Consider the following 21,448-nt stretch of genomic DNA (forward strand, 5'->3'; position numbering starts at 1 on the left):
GGCGATGAGCAGACCCACCCGGGCACCCGCCCGCCTCGCCCGGTACGGCTTCGGGGTCAGCGACGGCGACGGCGGTGCCCGCGCCGCCGACCTGCTCGGCCCGACCGGGCTGGCCCTGTGGCACCCGGAAACCCAGGAACCCGCCGACCCGGCGGCAGCCGAGCTGCTCACCGCGCTCTCCCGGGCCGCCGACCCCGACCTGGCGCTGCGCCAGCTGCACCGGATCGTGGAGGCGGAACGCCGTACCGCGCCGGAAGACGCGCCGTCGGCGCTGCTGGCCGCCCTGTACGCCGACGCCGGGCTGCGCCGCCGGCTGGTCGCCGTGCTCGGGGCCTCCTCCGCGCTCGGCGACCACCTGGTCGCCAACCCGGACCAGTGGACCGCCCTCGCCACCGGCCCCGACGGGTCCGCCCCGACCGCCGACGGCACGCTCGAAGCGACCGGCCCGGACGGTCCGGCGATCCCGGCGCTGCGCCGGGCGTACCGGCTGGCCCTGCTGCGGATCGCGGCGGCCGACCTGACCGGCGGGCGGGCCCTGGAACAGACCATGGCCGCGCTCTCCGCACTCGCCGACGCCACCCTCACCGCCGCCTACGGCATCGCGGTGGCCGAGCTGCCCGCCGGTACGCCCACCCCCCGGCTGGCCGTGGTGGCGATGGGCAAGTGCGGCGGCGGGGAACTCAACTACGTCTCCGACGTGGACGTCATCTTCGTCGCGGCCGGCGACGACGACCTGCCCGCCGGCACCAGCATCGCCACCCGGCTGATCCACATCTGCGGGCTGGTCGCCTGGCCGGTGGACGCCGCGCTGCGCCCCGAGGGCAGCCGGGGGCCGCTGGTGCGGACCCTGGCCAGCCACCTCGCCTACTACCGGCGCTGGGCCCGGACCTGGGAGTTCCAGGCCCTGCTCAAGGCCCGCCCGGCCGCCGGTGACCTCGCCCTGGCCGCCGAGTGGATCGACCAGCTCGCCCCGCTGGTCTGGGCGGCGGCGGCCCGCCCCGAGGCGGTCGACGACGTCCGGGCGATGCGCCGGAAGATCATCGACAACATCCCGCCGAAGGAGCTGGAACGCGAGATCAAACGCGGACCGGGCGGGCTGCGGGACATCGAGTTCGCCGTCCAGCTGCTGCAACTGGTGCACGGCCGGGCCGACGAGACACTGCGGCTGCCGGGCACCATCCCGGCGCTGCGGGCCCTGGTCACCGGCGGGTACGTCGGCCGCGCCGACGGGGAGGCGCTGCTGCGCGGGTACCGCTTCCTGCGTGGCGTCGAACACCGGCTGCAACTCCAGGGGCTGCGCCGCACGCACACCGTACCGACCGAACCGGCCGCGTTGCGCTGGCTGGCCGCCGCGCTCGGCTACACCGCCATGCCCGGCCGGGACGCCGTCGAGGCGTTCCGCGCCGACTGGGTCACCCACGCCACCGAGGTACGCCGGCTGCACGCGAAACTGCTCTACCGGCCGCTGCTGGAGTCGGTGGCCCGGGTACCGGCCGACGGGCTGCGGCTCACCCCGGAGGCGGCCCGGCACCGGCTGGAGATCCTCGGCTTCGCCGACCCGGCCGGCGCCCTGCGTCACCTCCAGGCCCTCACCGGCGGGGTGAGCCGGACCGCCGCCATCCAGCGGACCCTGCTGCCGGTGCTGCTCTCCGACTTCGCCGACGCCCCCGAACCGGACCGGGGCCTGCTCAACTACCGGCAGGTGTCCGACAAGCTCGGCACCACCCCGTGGTACCTCCGCCTGCTGCGCGACTCCGGACCGGTGGCCCGCCGGCTGGCCCGGGTACTGTCGCTGTCCCGGTACGCGGCCGACCTGCTGGCCCGGGACCCGGAGGCGCTGCGGCTGCTCGCCGAGGACCCGGAACTGACCGCCCGACCGGCGGACGTGCTCCGGGACGGGTTCACCGCCGCCGCCGCGCGGCACGCCGACCCGGTCGAGGCGATCCGGGCGGTACGCGCCCTGCGTCGCCGCGAACTGGTCCGGCTGGCCTGCGCCGACGTGCTCAGCCGGGCCGGGGCGCTCGCCTCCACCAGCACCCGGGGTGGCGCGGACCGCCCGCAGGGGCCGGCGACCCTCGGCGACATCGCCGCGGTGGGTACCGCGCTGTCCGACGTCACCGACGCCACCCTGGCCGCCGCGCTGCACATCGCCCGCGCCGCGAAACCCGCCCCGCCGGGGCTACGGTTCGCCATCATCGGCATGGGCCGGCTCGGCGGGTACGAGTCGAACTACCTCTCCGACGCCGACGTGCTCTTCGTCTACGACCCGGCACCCGGGGTACCGGACGACTCGGCCAGCGCCGCCGCGCACGCGATCGCCGAGGAACTACGTCGCCTGCTCGGCATGCCCGCCCCCGACCCGCCGCTCGGGGTCGACGCCGACCTGCGGCCGGAGGGCCGGCAGGGGCCACTCGTGCGCAGCCTCGCCGCGTACGCCCAGTACTACGCCCGCTGGTCGAAGGTGTGGGAGGCGCAGGCGCTGCTGCGGGCCCGGTTCGTCTGCGGTGACGCCGACCTGGGTGCGGAGTTCGAGACGATGGTCGACCGGGTCCGCTACCCGCTAGACGGACTCACCCGGGAACAGGTCATCGAGATCCGGCGGATCAAGGCCCGGGTGGAGACCGAGCGGATGCCGCGCGGCGCCGACCCGGCCACCCACACCAAACTCGGCCGGGGCGGACTGGCCGACGTCGAGTGGGCCGTGCAACTGATCCAGCTCCAGCACGCCGGCACGGTCGACGCGCTGCGCGGTACCCGCACCCTCGACGCGCTGGCCGCCGCCGCCGACGCCGGTCTGGTCGACCCGGCCGACGCCGCCGCGATGACCGCCGGCTGGCGGCTGGCCGCCCAGGTCCGCAACGCGTTGATGCTGGTCCGGGGACGGGCCGGCGACCAGTTGCCCCGGCACGGGGTCGAGCTGGCCGGGGTGGCCCGGCTGCTCGGCGCCGAGGACACCGGCGAGTTCCTCGACGAGTACCTGCGTACCGGCCGCCGGTCGCGGACCGCCATGGAACGCGTCCTCGGCTGAGGTGTTAGGAAGGGCCCCCTGTTATCGGATTCGGTATAGGAAGGGGCCCTTCCTAACACCTGAGTCCGGAGCGCATGAACGCTGAGCGCTCTCAGCCGCCGAGCGTGTACGTGCCGGCCCGGGGCACGGTCACCGTCGACCAGTGTCCGGCCGGGGCGAGGGTGGCCCCGCCGTCCACGGTCAGCCAGCGGCTGTACCGCACCCGCAGGTCGATGGTGCCCGCCGCCGGGGCCCGGAACGTCACCGAGGCGGCCGTCCAGCCGACCAGTTCGCCCGGCGTCCCGACGAGCGGTTCCGGGTCGGTGACCGCGTACAGCCGCCAGTGCCGGTCCGACCAGACCGGGGTCAGGTACGGCAGGCCGGTGGCGACCAGTTCCGCCTCGGCCCGACCCACCCAGGACAGCGCGGTGTCCGGTACCGCCACGTACTGCACCGCGTTGTCGGCCAGCCAGGACCGGTACGACCCGGCGGTCAGCGGCACCCTGGTCCCGGCCGCCCCGGGGACGGTCGTGAAGAACAGCGGGTTCCGGTCGATGTCCGCCTGCCGCAGCCAACCCCGGGCCAGCGGTACGTCACCCAGGTGGGCGGCCTCCCAGTAGTTGCGGGTCGGCGGGATCTCCACCCGACCGGTCAGGCCCCGCCGGTCCAGTTCGGCGCGCAGCGGCGAGAAGTAGCCCGGGTCGGCCGGCGCGTCGCCCATGCTGCGCAGGTCGGCGACCACCACCGGCGGCTGCCACCAGCAGACCACGCCGAGGAGCAGCACCAACGCCACCCCACCGGCGGGCTGCCCGACGATCCGCGCCGACACCCGCCGGGCCAACCGGCGGTGCAGCGGGCCGGGCAGGGTGGCGCACGCCGCGAGAACCGGCAGCGCGAACATCACCACCAGCCGGGTCGCGTTCAACCCGACCGGGGTGTGCAGCAGTGCGGCGGCCAGCACCCCGACCGCCGACAGCACGGCACCCACCCGTACCGGCCGGTACGCCACCAGGCCGGCCACCACCAGGCTGGTCAGCACCGCGTGCACCGTGTCGGTACGGCTGATGTTCATCCAGCCGCCCTCGCCGAACGCCCACCCGGTCACCGCCAGGGGCCCGGCGGCGGCCAGCCCGAGCAGCAGCCCCGGGACGTACCGGCGGAAACCCGACGCGGTGTCCGGCACGCTGCCGAGCAGCAGCGCCGCGCCCACCAGCCCGACGAAGAGCCCGGCCACCGGCGAGGTCGCCGACGCCAGCAGCGCCCCGCCGGCCGCCCCGCCGTACCGCAGCCAGCGTGTCGCGCGCGGCTGCCCGCCGGGGCCGGACTGCGTCGCCCCGTCGACGGTCAACGCGAGCAGCGCCAGCAGCCCGAACGCCACCCCCAGCCCGTAGGTGACCCGGCCGGAGACCAGGTTGCCGGCGATGCAGACCACCCCGACCAGGCTGCCCGCCCAGGGCCGGGGCACCCGGGCCCGGACCAGCAGCGCGGCGAACGCGGCGGACGCCACCACCAGCGCCAGGACCCCGGTGGGACGTACCCCGAGCAGGGCCATCACCGGCGGGGAGACCAGGCTGTAGCCGAACGCGTGCACCCCGCCGTACCAGCGCAGGTCCACCGGGGCGGCACCGTGCTCGGCGAAGAACCCCGCGCGGGCCACCTGTGCGGACAGGTCCGAACCCATGATCGGCAGGGCCAGGTACACCGCGCCGAGCACGACGGCGCCGACAGCGGAGACCAGCACCACCCGACCGCCCCGCATGCCCACCTCCCGACCGCGACCACCGTACTGGCAGCATGTCCGGCGTGCCCCACCACCTCGCCCGCTACGGCGGCCTGCTCGGCTCGATCCTGCTGGCGGTGGCCGCGTTCCTCGGCGGCGCCCTACCCGACCTGCGGCCGAAGGTCACCCCGGTCAGCATCTGGCAGGGCGAGCACGGGCCGCTGATCATTCTGCTGTGGCTGGCCGGTACCGCCCTGCTCGCCTGGGCCTGGTGGACGCTGCGCGACCGGGTGCCGTCCGCGCGCTGGGCGCTGGTCACCGCCGGGCTCTGGCTGCTCCCGCTGCTGGTGGCGCCGCCGCTGGGCAGCCGGGACGTCTACGCGTACGCCTGCCAGGGCGCGACCTGGGCCGCCGGGGGCGACCCGTACACCCAGGGGGTCTCCGCGCTGCCCTGCCCCTGGCTGGACTCGATCTCGCTGATCTGGCGGGACACCCCGGCGCCGTACGGGCCGTTCTTCGTGCTGATCTCCGGTGGGGTGGTCGCCGCCACCGACTCACTGACCCTGATCATCGCCGTGTTCCGGCTGGTCGCCGTGGCCGGCGTCGTACTCACCGCGCTCTGCCTGCCGGTGCTCGCCCGGCACGCCGGGGTGCCCGTCGAACGGGCCCTCTGGCTGGGCCTGGCCTCCCCGCTGGTCGGCGTGCACCTGGTCTCCGGCGCGCACAACGACGCGCTGATGATCGGTCTGCTGGTCGCCGGCCTCGCCGTGATCGTGTCCCGGCCCGGCCGCCCCGGATTCCTGCTCGCCGGTGGTGCACTGCTCGGCCTGGCCGGCGCGATCAAGGTGACCGCGCTGGTGGTGGTGCCGTTCGCCGCACTGCTGGCAGTCGTCGGGGCGTACCGGCTGAAAAAGCTGGTCCGCGACGGCGGGTGGGTGGCCGGCGGCGCGGCCGGTGCGGTGGTGGCCGCGACCCTCGCCGCGGGCCTGGACTTCGGCTGGGTGGCCGGGCTGTCCCGCAGCGGCGACGCGATCGCCTGGAGTTCCCCGCCGACCGCCGTCGGACAGACCATCGGCTACCTGGCGGTCCTCGGTGGCTGGCACGTCGACGCGCTGCCGGCCGCCCGCGCCGCCGGGGTGGCCGTCCTCGCCGTGCTGCTGGTCTGGCTCTGGTGGCGCTCCCGCACCCGCGACCCGCTGTGGGGCGCGGCGCTGGCCCTGGCCGCCACCGTCGCCCTCGCCCCGGTGTTCCACCCCTGGTACTCCACCTGGCCGCTGGTCCTGCTCGCCGCCAGCGCGGTCCGGACCCGCTGGTTCGCCGTGGTCACCGTGGCGGTCAGCTTCATGGTGCTGCCCGACGGGACCGGCCTGCCCCGGTACACCAAGATGCCCGGGGCCCCGCTGATGACGCTGATCGTGATCGCGGTCGCCGTGCACTTGGTACGGTCGGCGCGGAGGACCGGCCAGCGGAGCGGGTGACCCGGTGACAGGTGACGACCAGGCAGCCCGTGACGTCCCGGCGGCCCGCGATGTCCCGGCGGCCCGGCACCGGCTCGTGCGGTGGGGCGGGCTGGCCGGCGCGGTGCTGCTCGCCGTCGCCGCGTACCTCGGCGGGGCCCTGCCGACACTGTCGGGTGGGCCGCTCGCCGGCCGGTACGGGCCGTGGCCGGTGCTCGCCTGGCTGGCCGGTACCGCCCTGCTCACCGGCGCCTGGTGGGCCCTGCGGCACGGCACACCGGGTACCCGCTGGGTGCTCGCCACGGTGGCCCTCTGGCTGCTGCCACTGCTGGTCGCCCCGCCGCTGGGCAGCCGCGACGTCTACTCGTACGCCTGCCAGGGCTGGCTGTACGCGACCGGCGGCGACCCGTACGCGGTCGGCCCCGCCGGAGCCGGCTGCCCCTGGGTGGACGCGGTCGCCCCGATCTGGCGGGACACTCCCGCCCCGTACGGCCCGGTCTTCGTGGCCCTCGCCGGGCTGGCCACCGACCTCGGCGGCACCCTGACCGGCGCCCTCGTCGTCCTGCGGCTCCTCGCCCTGGCCGGGGTACTGCTCACCGCCGCCTGCCTGCCCGAACTGGCCCGCCGCTGCGGCGTCGGCCCGCAGCGGGCCCACTGGCTGGTCTTGGCCTGCCCGCTGGTCGGCGTGCACCTGGTCTCCGGCGCACACAACGACGCGGTCATGCTCGGCCTGCTCGCCGCCGCCCTGCTGCTGGTGGTCCGCCACCCCGGCCGTCCCGGGCCGCTGCTGGCCGGCGGTGCCCTGCTCGGCCTCGCCGTGGCGGTCAAGGCCACCGCCATCGTGGTGCTGCCGTTCGCCGCGCTGGCCGGCCTCGCCGGGCTGTACCGACCCCGCCGGCTCGCCGCCGACGGGGCCTGGGTGGTCGCCGGAACCGGGGCGGCGCTGGTCGCCGCCACCGGACTCTCCGGACTCGGTCCCGGCTGGGTCGGCGCCCTGACCAGCAGCGGAGACTCGAAACAGTGGACCTCCCCGCCCACTGCCGTCGGCCTCGTCATCGACTACGCCGGCCGGCTCGTCGGGCGGGACCCGGACGCCGTACCGGTCACCCGGGCCGTCGCGGTGGTACTGCTCGCCCTGCTGATCGTGGTGCTGTTCTGGCGGGCCTGGGTACGACTGCGTGGGGTCGGTACCGCCGTCGACCAGGTGGGCCGGCTCGGTCCGGGACGCAACCGGGTCGCCCGGCTGGACGCGGCCCGTCCCCGGGTGGCGTTGACCGGCGCCGGGCTCGCCCTGACCGCCACCGTCGTACTCGCCCCGGTCTTCCACCCCTGGTACGCCACCTGGCCGCTGCTGCTGCTCGCCGTCACGATGACCCGGACCGACTGGTTCCTGCTGCCGTGCGCGGTGGCGGCCTTCCTCGTCCTGCCCGACGGCACCAGCCTGGCCCGCTACACCAAGGCCCCCGGCGCCATCCTGATGACCGCTCTGCTGACCCTCCTGCTGCTGGTGCTGGTAAGGAAGGGCCCCCTGTTAACGCATTCGGTAGAGGAAGGGCCCCCTATTAACACCTGAACGCCGGGCAGCGGGTGCGGGCCACCCGCCACGGCCGCCACGCGGTCGAGTCGTGCGCAGTCGACCTGCTGATCCGGGTGGTACGCGAGCTGACTGCGGCACTGCCCGGCCGGGAGCGCCCGGCGGACGGGCCGGCGGGTCGGCCGTCCAGCCACGGCGGCGCGTCCACCGACGGCAGGTGTTAACAAGGGACCCTTCCTCTACCGAATGCGTTAACAGGGGGCCCTTCCTTATGCTCGGGGCCGTGCCTGTTACGACACCGGAACGTCCCACCCCCGGGTGGACCTTCCTGACCAACCATGCCCACGTCCTGCTCGCCCTGGCCCGGGACCCCCAGGCCCGACTACGGGATGTGGCGGATCTCGTCGGCATCACCGAGCGCGCCGCCCAGGGCATCGTGGCGGACCTCGAATCGGGCGGTTACCTGACCCGGGAACGGGTGGGTCGGCGTAACCGGTACACGATCAACCAGGCGGGTCGGTTCCGGCACCCGGCCGAGGAGGAACATGCCGTCGGCGAGCTGATCCGGATCTTCCAGCAGGACGGGTGACGGTGGTCGTACCGCCTCCAGGGTGACGGTGGCCGGGTCACCGGTGTGCCGCCGGTGACCCGTCGGGGTACGGAAACGGCTCAGGGCCGGTCCGTGGTGAGCGGACCGGCCCCGAGCCGTCGGGTGGATCGGTTCAGCAGTCGAAGTACATGGCGAACTCGTGCGGGGTCGGCCGCAGGCGGACCGGGTCGACCTCGTTGGCGCGCTTCCACTCGACCCAGGTGGAGATCAGGTCCGGCGTGAAGACGCCACCCTCCAGCAGGTAGTCGTGGTCGGCCTCCAGCGCGTCGAGCACCTCGGAGAGCGAACCCGGTACCTGCTTGACCGAGCCCCACTCCTCCGGCGGCAGGTCGTACAGGTCCTTGTCGATCGGCGCCGGCGGCTCGATCTTGTTCTTGATGCCGTCCAGGCCGGCCATCATCATCGCCGCGAAGGCGAGGTACGGGTTGCTCGACGGGTCCGGTACGCGGAACTCGACCCGCTTGGCCTTGGCGTTGCTGCCGGTCACCGGGATGCGGGTGCAGGCGGAGCGGTTGCGCTGCGAGTAGACCAGGTTGACCGGGGCCTCGAAGCCCGGCACCAGCCGACGGTACGAGTTGACCGTCGGGTTGGTGAAGGCGAGCAGCGACGGCGCGTGGTGCAGCAGACCACCGATGTACCAGCGGGCCGTGTCGGACAGGCCGGCGTAGCCGGTCTCGTCGTAGAACAGCGGCTCACCGTTGAGCCAGAGGCTCTGGTGGGTGTGCATGCCGGAGCCGTTGTCCCCGAAGATCGGCTTGGGCATGAAGGTCGCGGTCTTGCCGGCCGCCCAGGCTTCGTTCTTGATGATGTACTTGAAGAGCTGGAGCTGGTCGGCCGAGTGCAGCAGCGTCGAGAACCTGTAGTTGATCTCGGACTGCCCGGCGGTGCCCACCTCGTGGTGCGAGCGCTCCACGGTGAAGCCCGCGTCCACCAGCCGGCGGACCATGCTGTCCCGCAGGTCGGCGAGGTGGTCGACCGGCGGGACCGGGAAGTAGCCACCCTTGTACGCGGTCTTGTAGCCGCGGTTGCCGCCCTCCTCCTCCCGGCCGGTGTTCCAGGCGCCCTCGATCGAGTCGATGTGGTAGTACGCCTGGTGCCCCGAGGTCTCGTACCGGATGGAGTCGAAGACGTAGAACTCTGCCTCGGCACCGAAGTACGCGGTGTCCGCGATGCCGCTCGCGGCGAGGTACGCCTCGGCCTTCTTGGCCACGTTCCGCGGGTCCCGGGAGTACGCCTCGCGGGTGAACGGGTCGTGGATGAAGAAGTTCAGCGCGAGGGTCTTCTGGGCCCGGAACGGGTCGATGAAGGCGCTGGCGACGTCCGGGAGCAGGAGCATGTCCGACTCGTGGATCGCCTGGAAACCACGGATCGAGGAACCGTCGAACGCGAGGCCGTCGGCGAAGACGCTCTCGTCGAACGACTCGACCGGCAGGTTGAAGTGCTGCATCACGCCGGGCAGGTCACAAAAACGTACGTCGACGAACTTTACGTCCTCGTTCTTGAGGTATCGCAGGAGTTCCTCGGGATTGGCGAACACACGTCCTCCTGGCACGTCCACTGGGTGGCTAGGCTGCTGGCGACGCTATGGCCGTGGGGTTGCCCGGCCGTGTCTTGAGTGTTTCTGCCGTGTTACGTCACTCGCGGAGCGTCATACGCGCCGCTCAGCCGTCATCCGATGTCCGTTCGGACGATACCCGTAGGCGCCGGTCCCCGCTAATTCACGCTGTTAATCCCATTTGCCGTCATCTGCCGAACCGGTGCCCGGGGCCCGGAGGTGCCCTGGCTAACCTTGGCTGCTGTGACCACGACACATGATCCGGTACCCGTACCACCCGCCGGGGATCCCCAGTTCGTCCCGGCCAGCCTGGGCCGCCGGTTCGGCGCCCTGCTGATCGACTGGGTGCTCTGCCTGCTGGTGTCGAACCTCTTCGCCGACCCGGTACGCGACGGCTGGGCACCCGTGGTGGTCCTGGTCTTCGAGTACGCCCTCTTCGTCGGGCTCTTCGCGCAGACCCCCGGCATGTTCGTCACCCGGATCCGCTGCCTCGCCTGGGCCGACGGCGGCCGGATCGGCGTGATCCGGGCCCTGCTGCGGGGCGTCCTGCTCGCGCTCGTCGTCCCCGCCCTGCTGATGGACGAGCACCGCCGTGGCCTGCACGACCGCCTGGTCGGTTCGGTCGTCGTCCCGGCGGCCGGCCGCTGATCTACAGCGCCACCCGCTGATCCGACAGGGTCATCCCTGATCTACAGCGCCACCCGCTGATCGACAGGGCCACCCCGATCGCAGTGGCCACCCGTTATCCGACAGCGACCCGTCGACGACAGTGGCCACCGTCGACGACAGTGGCCACCCGTCGAACGACGGGTGGCCACCTGTCCGTAGCGGCCACCTGTCGGCGGTGGCCGGCGGGAAACCGACGTCGGGTCAGCGACCGCGCATCTGACGGAACGCGCCCTTGGACGGGCGCATGTTCTTCGGGATCGCGCCCTTCGGCATCTGCGGCCGGGCGGTCAGCGCCTTCAGCCGCTTGTCGAGGGCGTTGACGTCCTTGCCGGTCAGGTTGCGGGGCAGCCGCATCATGGTCATCCGCAGCTTGCGGACCGACAGCTCGCCCTCGCCCTGGCCGATCACGTAGTCGTAGAGCGGGGCGTTGCCGATCACCTTCGACAGCCGCCGCTTCTCCTGACCGAGCAGTCCGCGTACCCGCTGCGGGTTGCCCTCGGCGAGCAGGATCACGCCCGGCTTCCCGATCACCAGGTGGACCATGTCCATCTGGGTGGTCGAGCTGACCGCCGGGGTGACCCGCCAGTCACCCCGCATGTTCTCCATGATCGAGGCCGCCGCGCCGGGCTGCCCCTCGGCGGCGTTCATCATCGCCGCGTTGGAGCGTACGTTCAGCACGATCAGCAGGGCGAGCAGCGTGAGCAGGATGCCGATCGGCAGCCAGAGCCAGCCCCAGAGCAGGACCGCCACCACGGTCAAGGACAGCGGGATCAGCACCGCGGCGGCGGCCAGCGGCGCGAACCACCGGTCCTGCTTGGCGGTGAACGAGAACACCATCCCGATCTGCTTCAGCCGCTGGCCGAACGAGACCTTCTCCTGGGGCTTTGCCATGCCAGGGAGTCTAGTGGTCCACGTACACCGGGTTGATCCGCGCCCGGCGGCCAGCGGAGCCGGCCGCCCGACGCGGGTCAGCGCCCGGGTCGCCTGCCCCGGTAGCGCCGGTCAGCGCCCGGGTCGCCTGCCCCGGTAGCGCGGGTCAGTGCGCCGGGGCCACCTGCTCCGTGCGGGCGTCCAGCGCCTGCCGGTACAGCCGGCCCGCCCGGTACGACGAGCGCACCAGCGGGCCGCTCATCACCCCGGCGAAACCGATCTCCTCGGCCTCCTCGCGCAGCTCGACGAACTCCTCCGGCTTCACCCAGCGCTCCACCGGGTGGTGGCGCGGGGTGGGGCGCAGGTACTGCGTGATGGTGATCAGCTCACAACCGGCGTCGTGCAGGTCCCGCAGCGCCTGGGAGATCTCGGCCCGTTCCTCACCCATGCCCAGGATCAGGTTGGACTTGGTGACCAGGCCGGCCGCGCGGGCCTGCCGGATGACGTCGAGCGACCGCTCGTAGCGGAACGCCGGCCGGATCCGCTTGAAGATCCGGGGAACCGTCTCCACGTTGTGCGCCAGCACCTCGGGGCGGGCGCCGAAAACCTCGGCCAGCTGCTCCGGCACCGCGTTGAAGTCCGGGATCAGCAGCTCGACGCCGCAGTCGGCCTGGAGGGCGTGGATCTGCCGGACGGTCTCCGCGTACAGCCAGGCCCCGCCGTCGGGCAGGTCGTCGCGGGCCACCCCGGTGACGGTCGCGTACCGCAGCCCCATGGTCGCCACCGACTCGGCGACCCGGCGCGGCTCGTCGGCGTCGAACTCGGCCGGCTTGCCCGTGTCGATCTGGCAGAAGTCGCACCGACGGGTGCACTGGTCCCCGCCGATCAGGAAGGTCGCCTCGCGATCCTCCCAGCACTCGTAGATGTTGGGACAGCCGGCCTCCTGGCAGACCGTGTGCAACCCTTCGCGGGACACCAGGCCGCGCAGTTCGGTGTACTCCGGCCCCATCTTGGCCTTGACCTTGATCCACGGCGGCTTGCGCTCGATCGGGGTCTCGGCGTTGCGGGCCTCGATGCGCAGCAGGCGCCGGCCCTCAGGAGCAATCGTCACGAATCCGAGCCTACGCCCGACGGCGGTGGTCGATGGAGCGGGGCGACGCGGCTCACCACGGGAAATCCCGTGAGACCGGTCACGCGCCGGAACGATCCGCGCCGGCGGCCCGGAAACCGCGAAGCCTGGGAACCGGCCCGGCCGCCCCGGAAAACCACTGGGCCGGCCGGGCCGCTGACACTACCGTCGGACGGCAACGGCGACGACGGAGCCAAGTAACGTCCGGCCAGCGGAGCGCAGAGAACCACCGGCAGCTGGGAAGGTGGTCTCCGCACCGGACGTGAAGACCCTCCCGAGCTGCGGGAAGAACGGCGCTGCGGCGCCTGCGTAGAACCCGCCGACCAGGCCCGGCGTCACGGGCGACGAACGAGGCCGCCGGCCCCACGGGCCGGCGGTGAAGGTGTGGTGGCACCGCGAGTTCCCGCTCGCCCACACCTCCCGGGGCTGACCACAGGCTCCGCCGACCGGCACCCGTCGACGGCGGAGGCGTTGCGCACCGACGAGGAGGTAGCCGCCATGCAACGTGTCCTGTCCCGCCAACTCCCCACCCACATCGGCACCCCCGTCCGGATCGCCGGCTGGGTCCACCGCCGCCGGCTGCTCAAGTCGGTGGCCTTCCTGATCCTCCGGGACGCCACCGGCCTGGCCCAGGTGGTGGTCACCGACCCGGCGACCCGCGCCCAGGTCGAACAGCTCACCGAGGAGAGCGCCGTCGAGGTCACCGGCACGCCGGTGGCCGAACCGGCAGCCCCCGCCGGGGTCGAGCTGACCGCGCCCCGGGTACGCCTGCTCGGCGCGCCCGCCGTACCCCCGCCGTTCGACCTGTACCGGCCGACGCTCACCGCGAGCCTGCCGACCCAACTGGACCACGCGGCCGTGGCACTGCGCCACCCCACCCGGGCCGCCGCACTGCGGATCTCGGCGGCGGCGGTGGCCGGCTTCCGCGCCACCCTGGACGGGCAGGGCTTCACCGAGGTGCACACCCCGAAGATCGTCAGCTCGTCGACCGAGTCCGGGGCGACCGTCTTCGCGCTCGACTACTTCGGCCGGCCGGCGTACCTGGCCCAGTCCCCGCAGTTCTACAAACAGCTCATGGTCGGCGTCCTCGAACGGGTCTACGAGGTCGGGCCGGTGTTCCGGGCCGAACCGCACGACACCGTCCGGCACCTGGCGCAGTACACCTCCCTCGACGCCGAACTGGGGTTCGTCGCCGACCACCGGGACGTGATGGCGGTGCTGCGGGACACCCTGGCCGGCATGCTCGGGGAGGTGTCCGTGCGGGCCGGTGCCGCGCTGGCCGCCCTGGGCCGGACCGTACCGTCGGTACCGGCCGAGATCCCCGCACTGCACTTCACCGAGGCGCTCGCGGTCGCCGGCGCCCCCGACGACGAGCCCGACCTCGCCCCGGCCCACGAACGGGCGGTGGGGGAGTGGGCAGCCCGGCAACACGGCAGCGACTTCGTCTTCGTCACCGGGTACCCGATGGCGAAGCGCCCCTTCTACACCCATCCCGACCCGGCCCGGCCCGCCTACTCCAACGGGTTCGACCTGCTGTTCCGGGGCGTGGAGCTGGTCACCGGCGGGCAGCGGCTGCACCGGTACGACGACTACCTGGCGGCGCTGGCCGCGCGGGGCGAACCGGTCGGGGCGTACGCCGGCTACCTGGACGGGTTCCGGCACGGCATGCCGCCGCACGGCGGGTTCGCGATCGGGCTGGAACGCCTCGTCGCCCGGCTGGTCGGCGCCACCAACGTCCGTGAGGTGACCGCCTTCCCGCGCGACCTGCACCGCCTCACCCCCTGACGGGGGTGTAAGGAAGGGCCCCTTCTTAACGTTTTCGGTATAGGAAGGGGCCCTTCCTAACACCTGGGGTGGTCACCTCCGCGTCGGCGACCACCCGGGGAACAGGTCAGGCGAACGGCTCAGGGGAACGGGTCAGGGAAACGGGTCAGGCGAACGGGTCAGGCGAACGGCTCAGGCGAGCAGGGTCGGCAGCCGGTGCTCGACGACCGGCAGCACCTCGGCCACGGTGACCGACCGGCCCAGCTCGGCGCTGAGCGAGGTGACCCCGGCGTCCCGGATGCCGCACGGCACGATCCGGTCGTAGTACGTCAGGTCGCAGTCGCAGTTGATGGCGAACCCGTGCAGGGTCACCCCCCGGGACACCCGGATCCCGATGGCGGCGATCTTGCGGGCCGGCCCGCGCTCGTCGTCCGGTACCCACACCCCGCTGCGCCCCTCCACCCGGGTGGTGGTCAGCCCCAGCTCGGCGCAGACGTCGATCAGCAGCTGCTCGGTACGCCGCACGTAGGCGACCACGTCGATCGGGTCGGGCAGCTTGAGGATCGGGTACCCGACGAGCTGACCCGGACCATGCCAGGTGATCTTGCCGCCGCGGTCGACGTCGACCACCGGGGTACCGTCCATCGGCCGGTCCCACGGCTCGGTCCGCTTACCGGCGGTGTAGACGCTGGGATGCTCCAGCAGCAGCACGGTGTCGGACTCCTCGCCCGCCACCACCGCCTCGTGCAGGCGGCGCTGCTCGTCCCACGCGGTCAGATAGTCGAGTACGCCGGCGCGCACGGCCGTCAGGCCGGAAGTCGTACTGGTCACGTCGTCAGCGTAGTCCGATCGGGGCGGGTGGCAGTCGGTGAGACCGCTCACCCGGCAGGTGGCGCGTCAGCCGTGGGCTGGGTCGATCCGGCGCCGGCACCGGTGAGGGTGGCGGCTCCGGCTCCGGCTCCGGCACCGGTGAGGGTGGCGGTGGCGGGTGGGGCGACGCCGGCACCCGCACCGACGCCAGTGGGCAGGGTGGCGCCAGCGGACCGGGCGGTACGGCGGCGCCGGACCAGCCAGCCGACCAGGACCAACGGCGGCGCGGCGACCAGCAGGTACGCCCAGAGCGGAGCGGCGAACACCGACGGCCGGTGATCCCCGCCGCCGAACGCCGACTGGGCGAGCACCACGTCGGGCAACTCGATGCCGGTCACCCCGGCCGGGGAGTCCACCAGTGTCTCGGACCGGCCGTCGGACCGTACCGCCACGACGACCAGGTGGCTGCCCCCGACCCGGACCTCCCCCTCCGGCACCCGGGTCAGCACCGGCTCGGTACCGGCCCGCCAGCCGACCACCTCCTTCGGCCACCCGTCCAGCGGGACCGCAGAGCCCAGCGGGGCACCGGTGAGCGCATCCAGGTAGCCGATCCGCCACTGCCGGGCGGCCACCGACTCCGGCGGGCAGGCGTCCCCGGCGCAACCCTCGTACCCGAGCAGGGCGATCCGACCGCCGTCCGGGCTCCACGCGGCCCGGCCACCGAGCCGGTACCCCCCCGCCAGGTCGCGGCTCCAGCGGACCGCCCCGGTCCACGGGTCGACGACCGTCACCCGTTGCCGGTCCCCGTCACCCGGTCCGACCGCACCGGCGACCACGATCAGCCGCCCGTCCGGGGACCAGGAGGCGGCGGCGTGGCTGGCGAAGGTACCGGCCGGTACCACCCGGGTGCGAGCGGTGTGCAGGTCCACGGCGAGCAGGTCGTCCGGGTGGGCCGGGTCGTTCACCGGCTGGTTGTCCGGACCGTAGGTGACGACGGTGTCGTCGTTGTCCCGGGTACCCAGCAACTCGCCGTCCCGGGGCGACCAGGCCAGCGGACGGAACCCGGTCGGACCGCTCCGTCGTTCCTCGCCGGTGGCCAGGTCCACCACCACGCCGCTGCCCGGACGCAGGTAGAGGCGTCCGTCCGGGGAGAGCACCCCCTGCCCCTCGCCGACGTCCACCGGGAGCAGGCGGTACCCGCCCGTGCGGCCCACCATCACCCCCGTCGACTCGAAGTAGCGGGTCCGGTCGGTGAAGAACAGCACGGTGGCCGGACCCGCCGGCCGCTCCCCGACGGTGGCCTGCCAGAACCAGGGATCGTGCAGCCGGGCCGGTGCGGTGGGCTGGTCGGTGGTGGCGGCGGCACCGGCGGTCCGGGCCAGCCAGTCGGGGGCGATCGCGGCGGCGGCCAGCAGCACCAGGGCGGCGAACACCGCAGCGGTACCCCGGACCAGTCCCGCCCTGCTCCGTGGGCGCCATCCGAGGCGTGCGCACGACACCATTGGCCCATTAGACGCGATCCGGTCGACCAGCGCTGCCCGTCGATCGGTCAGCGTGGCCGGACCGGCACCGGTCACGCCCCTGCGACCCGCCAGAGCCAGACGTCGTCGACCCGTTCGGGCGGGCCGAGCAGGGCGGTGGTGGTGCGCAGCAGCACGTCGGCGTCGACGGGGAACTTCGCGCCGTGCACCCGGTCGGCCAGTACCACCACGTCCACCCGCCAGTACCGCAGGTCGTCGCGGACCAACCGCCGGGTCCCGTCGGTGACGATCGGCACCGCGCCGTACTGCGCGGCCTGCATCAGCAGCGTGTCGAACGTGCGTGGGACCGGACCGATCCGGCCCCGGCCGTCCGGGCCACCCGGCCCGAGGAAGAACCCGGCCGGCAGGGCGAACTCACCCTGCCGGTGGGCCAGGGCGTACGCCTGCCAGCGCTGCCCGTCCGGGGTGACGTCCACGGTCAGCGGTACCGGGGTGAGCACCCCGCCCGGTGGGACGTACCGCTGCCAGGTGCCGGCGGTGATGAAGGTCGGGACCGGTTCCCGTTCCCGGGTCAGCAGCGGCGTGGGCAGCAGCGGGAGCAGCGCCACCGCGTACGCCACCCACCACGCCACCCTCGACCGGCTCCCGGGCCGGGCGCGCAGCAGGGCCACCGCCCCGGCCAGCAGCAGGCCGACCAGCGGGGCGACCACCAGCGCCAACCGCGACGGCAGCGCCGCGTTGATCACCGGAAACTGCCCGAGGAGCGCGAAGGGCAGCGGTACGTCGGTGTAGGTGCCGTCGAGTTTCGCCCGGGGACCCCAGGAGAGCACCGTGAAGACCAGTGCGGTCACCCCGATCGCGGTCAGGGTGGCCCGGTGGGCCCGGTCGGCGTACCGCCAGAGCAGCCCGAAACAGGCGACGGCGAGCAGCAGCAGGGGTACCCCGAAGAAGCTGTTCTCCTCGGTCGGGTTCGGCGCGAGGGTGGTGTCCCAACCAACCAGCCCGGCCAGGCTCCGTTGCGGGTACGCCCCGAACGCGGCGATGTCCTCGGCGTGGATCACCGGGTCGAAACCGGTGCCGTGGAACCGCTGCGGGCCGGCGAAGTGCAGCCAGAGCGGGTACCCCAGCAGGATGCCGGCGGTCGACGCGGTCACCGCGAGCCCCCGGACGAAGGTGGGCAGCGCGGCCCGGGCCTCGGCCCGCCGGGCCGGGTGCAGGGCCCAGACGGTCAGGAAGACCCCGACGGCGAGTGCGGTGAAGAACAACCCCTCGGCGGCGATCGAGAAGGCGACCGCGACGAGCACCCCGAGCAGCACCCCGTTACGCAGCCAACGCAGCCGGCGCCACACCGAGCCGGGGCGGCCCGGCGTCGGGTCGGGCCGGTCCGGTTCCCGGAGCGCGAAGGTCCGCCACACCAGCAGCGGTACCAGCCAACCGGCGGTCCAGTTGAGGTGCGCGTTGGCGTGCGACACCATGCCGGGTGCGAAGCCGATGAACAGCCCGCCCACGGCGGCGGCGACCGGATCCCCGACCAGGTGCCGGGAGAGCAGCCAGTACCAGGCCACGGCGGTGGCGGCGAGGTTCAGCGTGAGGATGACCAGGAACGTGGCGGGCGGACCGATCAGGTAGGTCAGCGGGGCGAAGACCGCCGCGTACACCGTGATCGAGGTGTTGACCGCGAGGTTGACGCCGTCCGGGACGTTCAGCAGGTACGTGTAGAGCGGGTTGTCGCCGTGGGTCAGTGCGTGCGCGCCGAAGGCGAGCAGCCACTCGAAGAGCGCCTGGTCGCTGGAGTTGACGGTGACGGCCCGCCCGTCCGGGTTCCGCCACAGCCCCACGGTCACCCAGACGGCCAGCGCGAGCGCGGCGACCAGCACCACCACGTCGACCCGGCGGCGGGCCGACCGGCACACCGGTACGTCGGCGGCGCCGGACGGCGGGTCGGGCTGCGGCGGCCCGTTGACCTGAGACGGCGATGTCGGCACGGGCCGGACGTTACCAACCACAACCCCGCCCACCGTGCAAGGAAGGGCCCCCTCTTATCGCTTTTGGTAGAGGAAGGGCCCCTTCCTAACACCCGAACCCCGGGCACACCTCAACGTCGGTGAATGTGTGAACCCGGCCCATGTCATTGCTCTGACACATCGTCGTAACGTCCTGGCAATCCCGGGGTGACCCAGTTCACATCCCATGATCAGGAGGCCGCCGATGCGCCGCCGCTCCTCGACCCTGCTCACCCGGTTGGCCGGCGTCGTCGCCGGTACCGTCCTGGTGGCCGCCGCCGTCCTCGTCGGCACCGCTCCCGCCCAGGCGGCCACCCTCACCCAGGTGACCGGCTTCGGTTCCAACCCCGGCAACCTCGCCATGTACGCCTACCGTCCGGACGGGCTGCCGACCGGCGCGCCGGCCGTGGTGCTGCTGCACGGCTGCACGCAGAACGCGAACACCTACTTCACCAACTCCGGCTGGCGGAAGTACGCCGACCAGTGGCAGTTCGCGCTGATCGTGCCCGAGCAGAAGTCCGCCAACAACGCCAACGCCTGCTTCAACTGGTTCGAGCCGGGGGACACCCGACGCGGCCAGGGCGAGGCACTGTCGATCAAGCAGATGGTGGACCACGCCAGGACCAGCTACGGCACCGGGCGGGTCTACGTCAGCGGGCTCTCCGCCGGTGGCGCGATGGTTTCCGCGATGCTCGCCGCGTACCCGGATGTCTTCACCGCCGGTTCGGTCGTCGCGGGCGTGCCCCACGGCTGCGCGACCAGCACGGTGACCGCCTTCTCCTGCATGAGCCCCGGGGTGGACAGGACCCCCGCCCAGTGGGGTGACCTGGTCCGCAACGCCTATCCCGGGTACTCCGGCCCCCGGCCGAGGGTGGCCGTCTGGCACGGCACCAGCGACTACACGGTGGCCGTGGCCAACGCCACCGAGTCCCGGGACCAGTGGACCGACGTGCTCGGCGTGTCGCAGACCCCGACCGGGACCGCGTCGCTGCCCGGGGGCACCACCCTGGAGCGGTACGGCGCGGACGTGGTGCGCGTCTACCGGGTCGGTGGAATGGGCCACGGCACCCCGGTCGACCCGGGCACCGGCGCCGACCAGTGCGGCACCGCCGGGGCGTACTTCCTGGACACCATCTGTTCGGCGTACCGGGACGCGGTCTTCTTCGGACTCGACGGCGTGGGCGGCGGTCCGAGCCCGACCCCGACGGCGACCGCCAGTCCGACTCCCTCGCCGACCGCCACGCCGGTCTGCGTCACCGCGAGCAACTACGCGCACGTCACCGCCGGTCGGGCCTACGTCTCCCTGGGGTACGCCTACGCGCTCGGCTCGAACCAGCGGATGGGCCTGTACAACACGTTCTACACGACCAGCCTGAAGCAGACCGGCACCAACTACTGGGTCGTCGGCTGCTGACGGGGTTCGGGTGTTAACAAGGGCCCCTTCCTCTACCGAAAGCGTTAAGAAGGGGCCCTTCCTTACGTCAGGGCGGCGTGCAGGGCGCCGGCCAGGTCGGGGTGCCGCCAGGTGAAGCCGGCCCGGGTGAGCACCCCGGGCAGGACCCGGGTACTGGTCAACGCCTCGGTGGCGAACCCGCCGAGAGCCAGCTTGAGGGCGATCGCCGGGATCGGGATGACCGCCGGCCGGTGCACGGCGGCAGCCAGCTCCCGGGTGAACTCGGCGTTGGTCACCGGACGCGGGCCCACCACGTTCACCGCCCCGGCGAGGTCGGCCCGGTCGAGCAGGAAGCGTACGGCCTCCAGCCAGTCGGTCATCGCGATCCACGGCACCCACTGCCGGCCGCTGCCGAGCCGCCCGGCGATGCCGAGCTTGAACGGCAGCAACTGCGGCTTGAGCAGGCCGCCGTCCCGGTGCAGCGGCAGGCCGGTGCGGAGTCGGACCACGCGTACCCCGGCGTCCTCGGCCGGCCGGGTGGCCGCCTCCCAGACCCGGGCCACGTCGGCGAGGAACCCGTTGCCGGCCGGTGCGTCCTCCTCGACCGGCCGGTCGCCGGTGTTGCCGTACCAACCGACGGCGGAGGAGTTGAGCAGCACCTTCGGCCGGTCGGCGGTAGGTAGCCCGGCGATGGTGACGGCGAGCGTGGTGGTGCTGTCCACCCGGCTGGACCGGATCAGCGCCCTGTACGCGGCGTTCCACCGCTTGTCGCCGACCCCGGCACCGGCCAGGTTGACGATCGCGTCCGCCCCGGCCACGGCGGCCGGGTCCAGGTGGGCCGACGTCGGGTCCCACCGGACCTCGTCGGCGCCCCGGGTCGGGCGGCGTACCAGCCGGACGACCCGGTGCCCGTCGGCGGTGAGCCGGTCGGCCAGCCGGGTACCGAGGAAGCCGGACGCGCCGGCCATGAGGATCCGCATGTTCTTATCTTCGGTCACCGCGGGCCGTCCGGATGCGGCTGTGCCCGATGCGGTGGTAGGGGACGGCCGGTCGGGTGCGTCGCTGCCGGCCGGTGGATCGGATACCGCAGCCCGGACGTGTTCAGTACGACGGGGCCAGCGCCACCTGGGCGTTGTGCCGTTCGATGCCCTGCGCCGCCAGCAGCGACCCGGCCACCAGGTACGCGATCCAGGTCAACGGCATGGTCACGATGCCGACCGCGAGGAAGAGCAGGAAGAAGTTGATCCAGAACATGCCCCAGAAGGAGAACATCAGGATCACCCCGGCGGTGGTCCGGCCGGCGTAGAGGTTGCCCACACCGAAGACCCCGAACAGGCCCAGGACCAGTTCGAGCGCGACCGCCGCGCCAGCCGACTTCTGCGGTACGGCCACCACCATCGGCGCGGCGTACGGCACCGGGGCGGCCGGGTGGTGGCCGTACCGCAG

16 protein-coding genes are annotated in these 21,448 nt (G+C 73.2%); 7 read left to right on the plus strand and 9 right to left on the minus strand.

Going from position 1 to position 21,448, the window contains the following annotated elements:
* The first annotated feature begins 4 nt into the window (after nt 1-4).
* Complete coding sequence (locus tag GSF22_RS05205) at nt 5-3,028, plus strand: bifunctional [glutamine synthetase] adenylyltransferase/[glutamine synthetase]-adenylyl-L-tyrosine phosphorylase (protein WP_208811585.1); 3,024 nt, start codon at nt 5-7, stop codon at nt 3,026-3,028.
* 91 nt (nt 3,029-3,119) lie between these two features.
* On the opposite strand, the gene GSF22_RS05210 is transcribed toward GSF22_RS05205, so the two are convergent.
* Nucleotides 3,120-4,766, minus strand: a complete 1,647-nt coding sequence (locus tag GSF22_RS05210; RefSeq protein ID WP_208811586.1) for a hypothetical protein — start codon at nt 4,764-4,766, stop codon at nt 3,120-3,122.
* Between the two features lie 35 nt (nt 4,767-4,801).
* Here GSF22_RS05210 and mptB (GSF22_RS05215) point away from each other — a divergent pair, with 35 nt between their 5' ends.
* From mptB (GSF22_RS05215) to GSF22_RS05225, 3 genes are all read left to right on the plus strand, one after another.
* The gene (gene mptB / locus GSF22_RS05215; RefSeq protein WP_244366276.1) at nt 4,802-6,205 is read left to right on the plus strand and encodes a polyprenol phosphomannose-dependent alpha 1,6 mannosyltransferase MptB; all 1,404 of its coding nucleotides are present in this window, start codon (nt 4,802-4,804) and stop codon (nt 6,203-6,205) included.
* 4 nt (nt 6,206-6,209) lie between these two features.
* Nucleotides 6,210-7,757: a polyprenol phosphomannose-dependent alpha 1,6 mannosyltransferase MptB gene (mptB, locus tag GSF22_RS05220; protein WP_208811587.1), complete on the plus strand. Its 1,548-nt coding sequence runs from the start codon at nt 6,210-6,212 to the stop codon at nt 7,755-7,757.
* A gap of 232 nt (nt 7,758-7,989) precedes the next feature.
* Nucleotides 7,990-8,307: a helix-turn-helix transcriptional regulator gene (locus tag GSF22_RS05225; RefSeq protein WP_208811588.1), complete on the plus strand. Its 318-nt coding sequence runs from the start codon at nt 7,990-7,992 to the stop codon at nt 8,305-8,307.
* A gap of 133 nt (nt 8,308-8,440) precedes the next feature.
* Here GSF22_RS05225 and glnA read toward each other — a convergent pair whose 3' ends face one another.
* The gene (gene glnA, locus GSF22_RS05230) at nt 8,441-9,865 is read right to left on the minus strand and encodes a type I glutamate--ammonia ligase (protein WP_208811589.1); all 1,425 of its coding nucleotides are present in this window, start codon (nt 9,863-9,865) and stop codon (nt 8,441-8,443) included.
* Nucleotides 9,866-10,117: 252 nt separating this feature from the next.
* Here glnA and GSF22_RS05235 point away from each other — a divergent pair, with 252 nt between their 5' ends.
* Nucleotides 10,118-10,531 (plus strand): RDD family protein, encoded by a 414-nt coding sequence (locus GSF22_RS05235; protein ID WP_439957744.1) that lies wholly within the window; start codon nt 10,118-10,120, stop codon nt 10,529-10,531.
* 222 nt (nt 10,532-10,753) lie between these two features.
* Here the strand turns inward: GSF22_RS05235 and GSF22_RS05240 are convergent, their stop codons facing one another.
* Nucleotides 10,754-11,443: a DUF4191 domain-containing protein gene (locus GSF22_RS05240; RefSeq protein ID WP_208811591.1), complete on the minus strand. Its 690-nt coding sequence runs from the start codon at nt 11,441-11,443 to the stop codon at nt 10,754-10,756.
* 145 nt (nt 11,444-11,588) lie between these two features.
* A complete protein-coding gene (lipA, locus tag GSF22_RS05245; RefSeq protein ID WP_208811592.1) occupies nt 11,589-12,533 on the minus strand; it encodes a lipoyl synthase in 945 nt (314 codons plus the stop codon).
* 516 nt (nt 12,534-13,049) lie between these two features.
* Between lipA and aspS the strand changes: the two genes are divergently transcribed.
* Nucleotides 13,050-14,336 carry an aspartate--tRNA(Asn) ligase gene (gene aspS, locus GSF22_RS05250; RefSeq protein ID WP_208811593.1) on the plus strand — a complete coding sequence of 429 codons (1,287 nt, stop codon included), beginning with the start codon at nt 13,050-13,052 and terminating at the stop codon, nt 14,334-14,336.
* Nucleotides 14,337-14,507: 171 nt separating this feature from the next.
* On the opposite strand, the gene lipB is transcribed toward aspS, so the two are convergent.
* From lipB to GSF22_RS05265, 3 genes are all read right to left on the minus strand, one after another.
* On the minus strand, nt 14,508-15,146 hold the full coding sequence (gene lipB, locus GSF22_RS05255; RefSeq protein WP_208811594.1) for a lipoyl(octanoyl) transferase LipB: 639 nt from the start codon (nt 15,144-15,146) through the stop codon (nt 14,508-14,510).
* Between the two features lie 47 nt (nt 15,147-15,193).
* A complete protein-coding gene (locus GSF22_RS05260) occupies nt 15,194-16,558 on the minus strand; it encodes a hypothetical protein (RefSeq protein WP_208811595.1) in 1,365 nt (454 codons plus the stop codon).
* Between the two features lie 140 nt (nt 16,559-16,698).
* A complete protein-coding gene (locus GSF22_RS05265; RefSeq protein ID WP_439957745.1) occupies nt 16,699-18,591 on the minus strand; it encodes a DUF2079 domain-containing protein in 1,893 nt (630 codons plus the stop codon).
* A gap of 223 nt (nt 18,592-18,814) precedes the next feature.
* On the opposite strand from GSF22_RS05265, the gene GSF22_RS05270 reads away from it, so the two are divergent.
* On the plus strand, nt 18,815-20,023 hold the full coding sequence (locus GSF22_RS05270) for an extracellular catalytic domain type 1 short-chain-length polyhydroxyalkanoate depolymerase (RefSeq protein WP_208811596.1): 1,209 nt from the start codon (nt 18,815-18,817) through the stop codon (nt 20,021-20,023).
* A 62-nt stretch (nt 20,024-20,085) separates the two neighbouring features.
* Here the strand turns inward: GSF22_RS05270 and GSF22_RS05275 are convergent, their stop codons facing one another.
* Nucleotides 20,086-20,982, minus strand: a complete 897-nt coding sequence (locus GSF22_RS05275; RefSeq protein WP_208811597.1) for a TIGR01777 family oxidoreductase — start codon at nt 20,980-20,982, stop codon at nt 20,086-20,088.
* A 121-nt stretch (nt 20,983-21,103) separates the two neighbouring features.
* A partial coding sequence (locus GSF22_RS05280; protein WP_208811598.1) for a hypothetical protein occupies nt 21,104-21,448 on the minus strand: 345 nt, incomplete at its 5' end.

The organism is Micromonospora echinofusca, from assembly GCF_017614955.1.
In the GTDB taxonomy this organism is placed as follows: domain Bacteria; phylum Actinomycetota; class Actinomycetes; order Mycobacteriales; family Micromonosporaceae; genus Micromonospora; species Micromonospora echinofusca_A.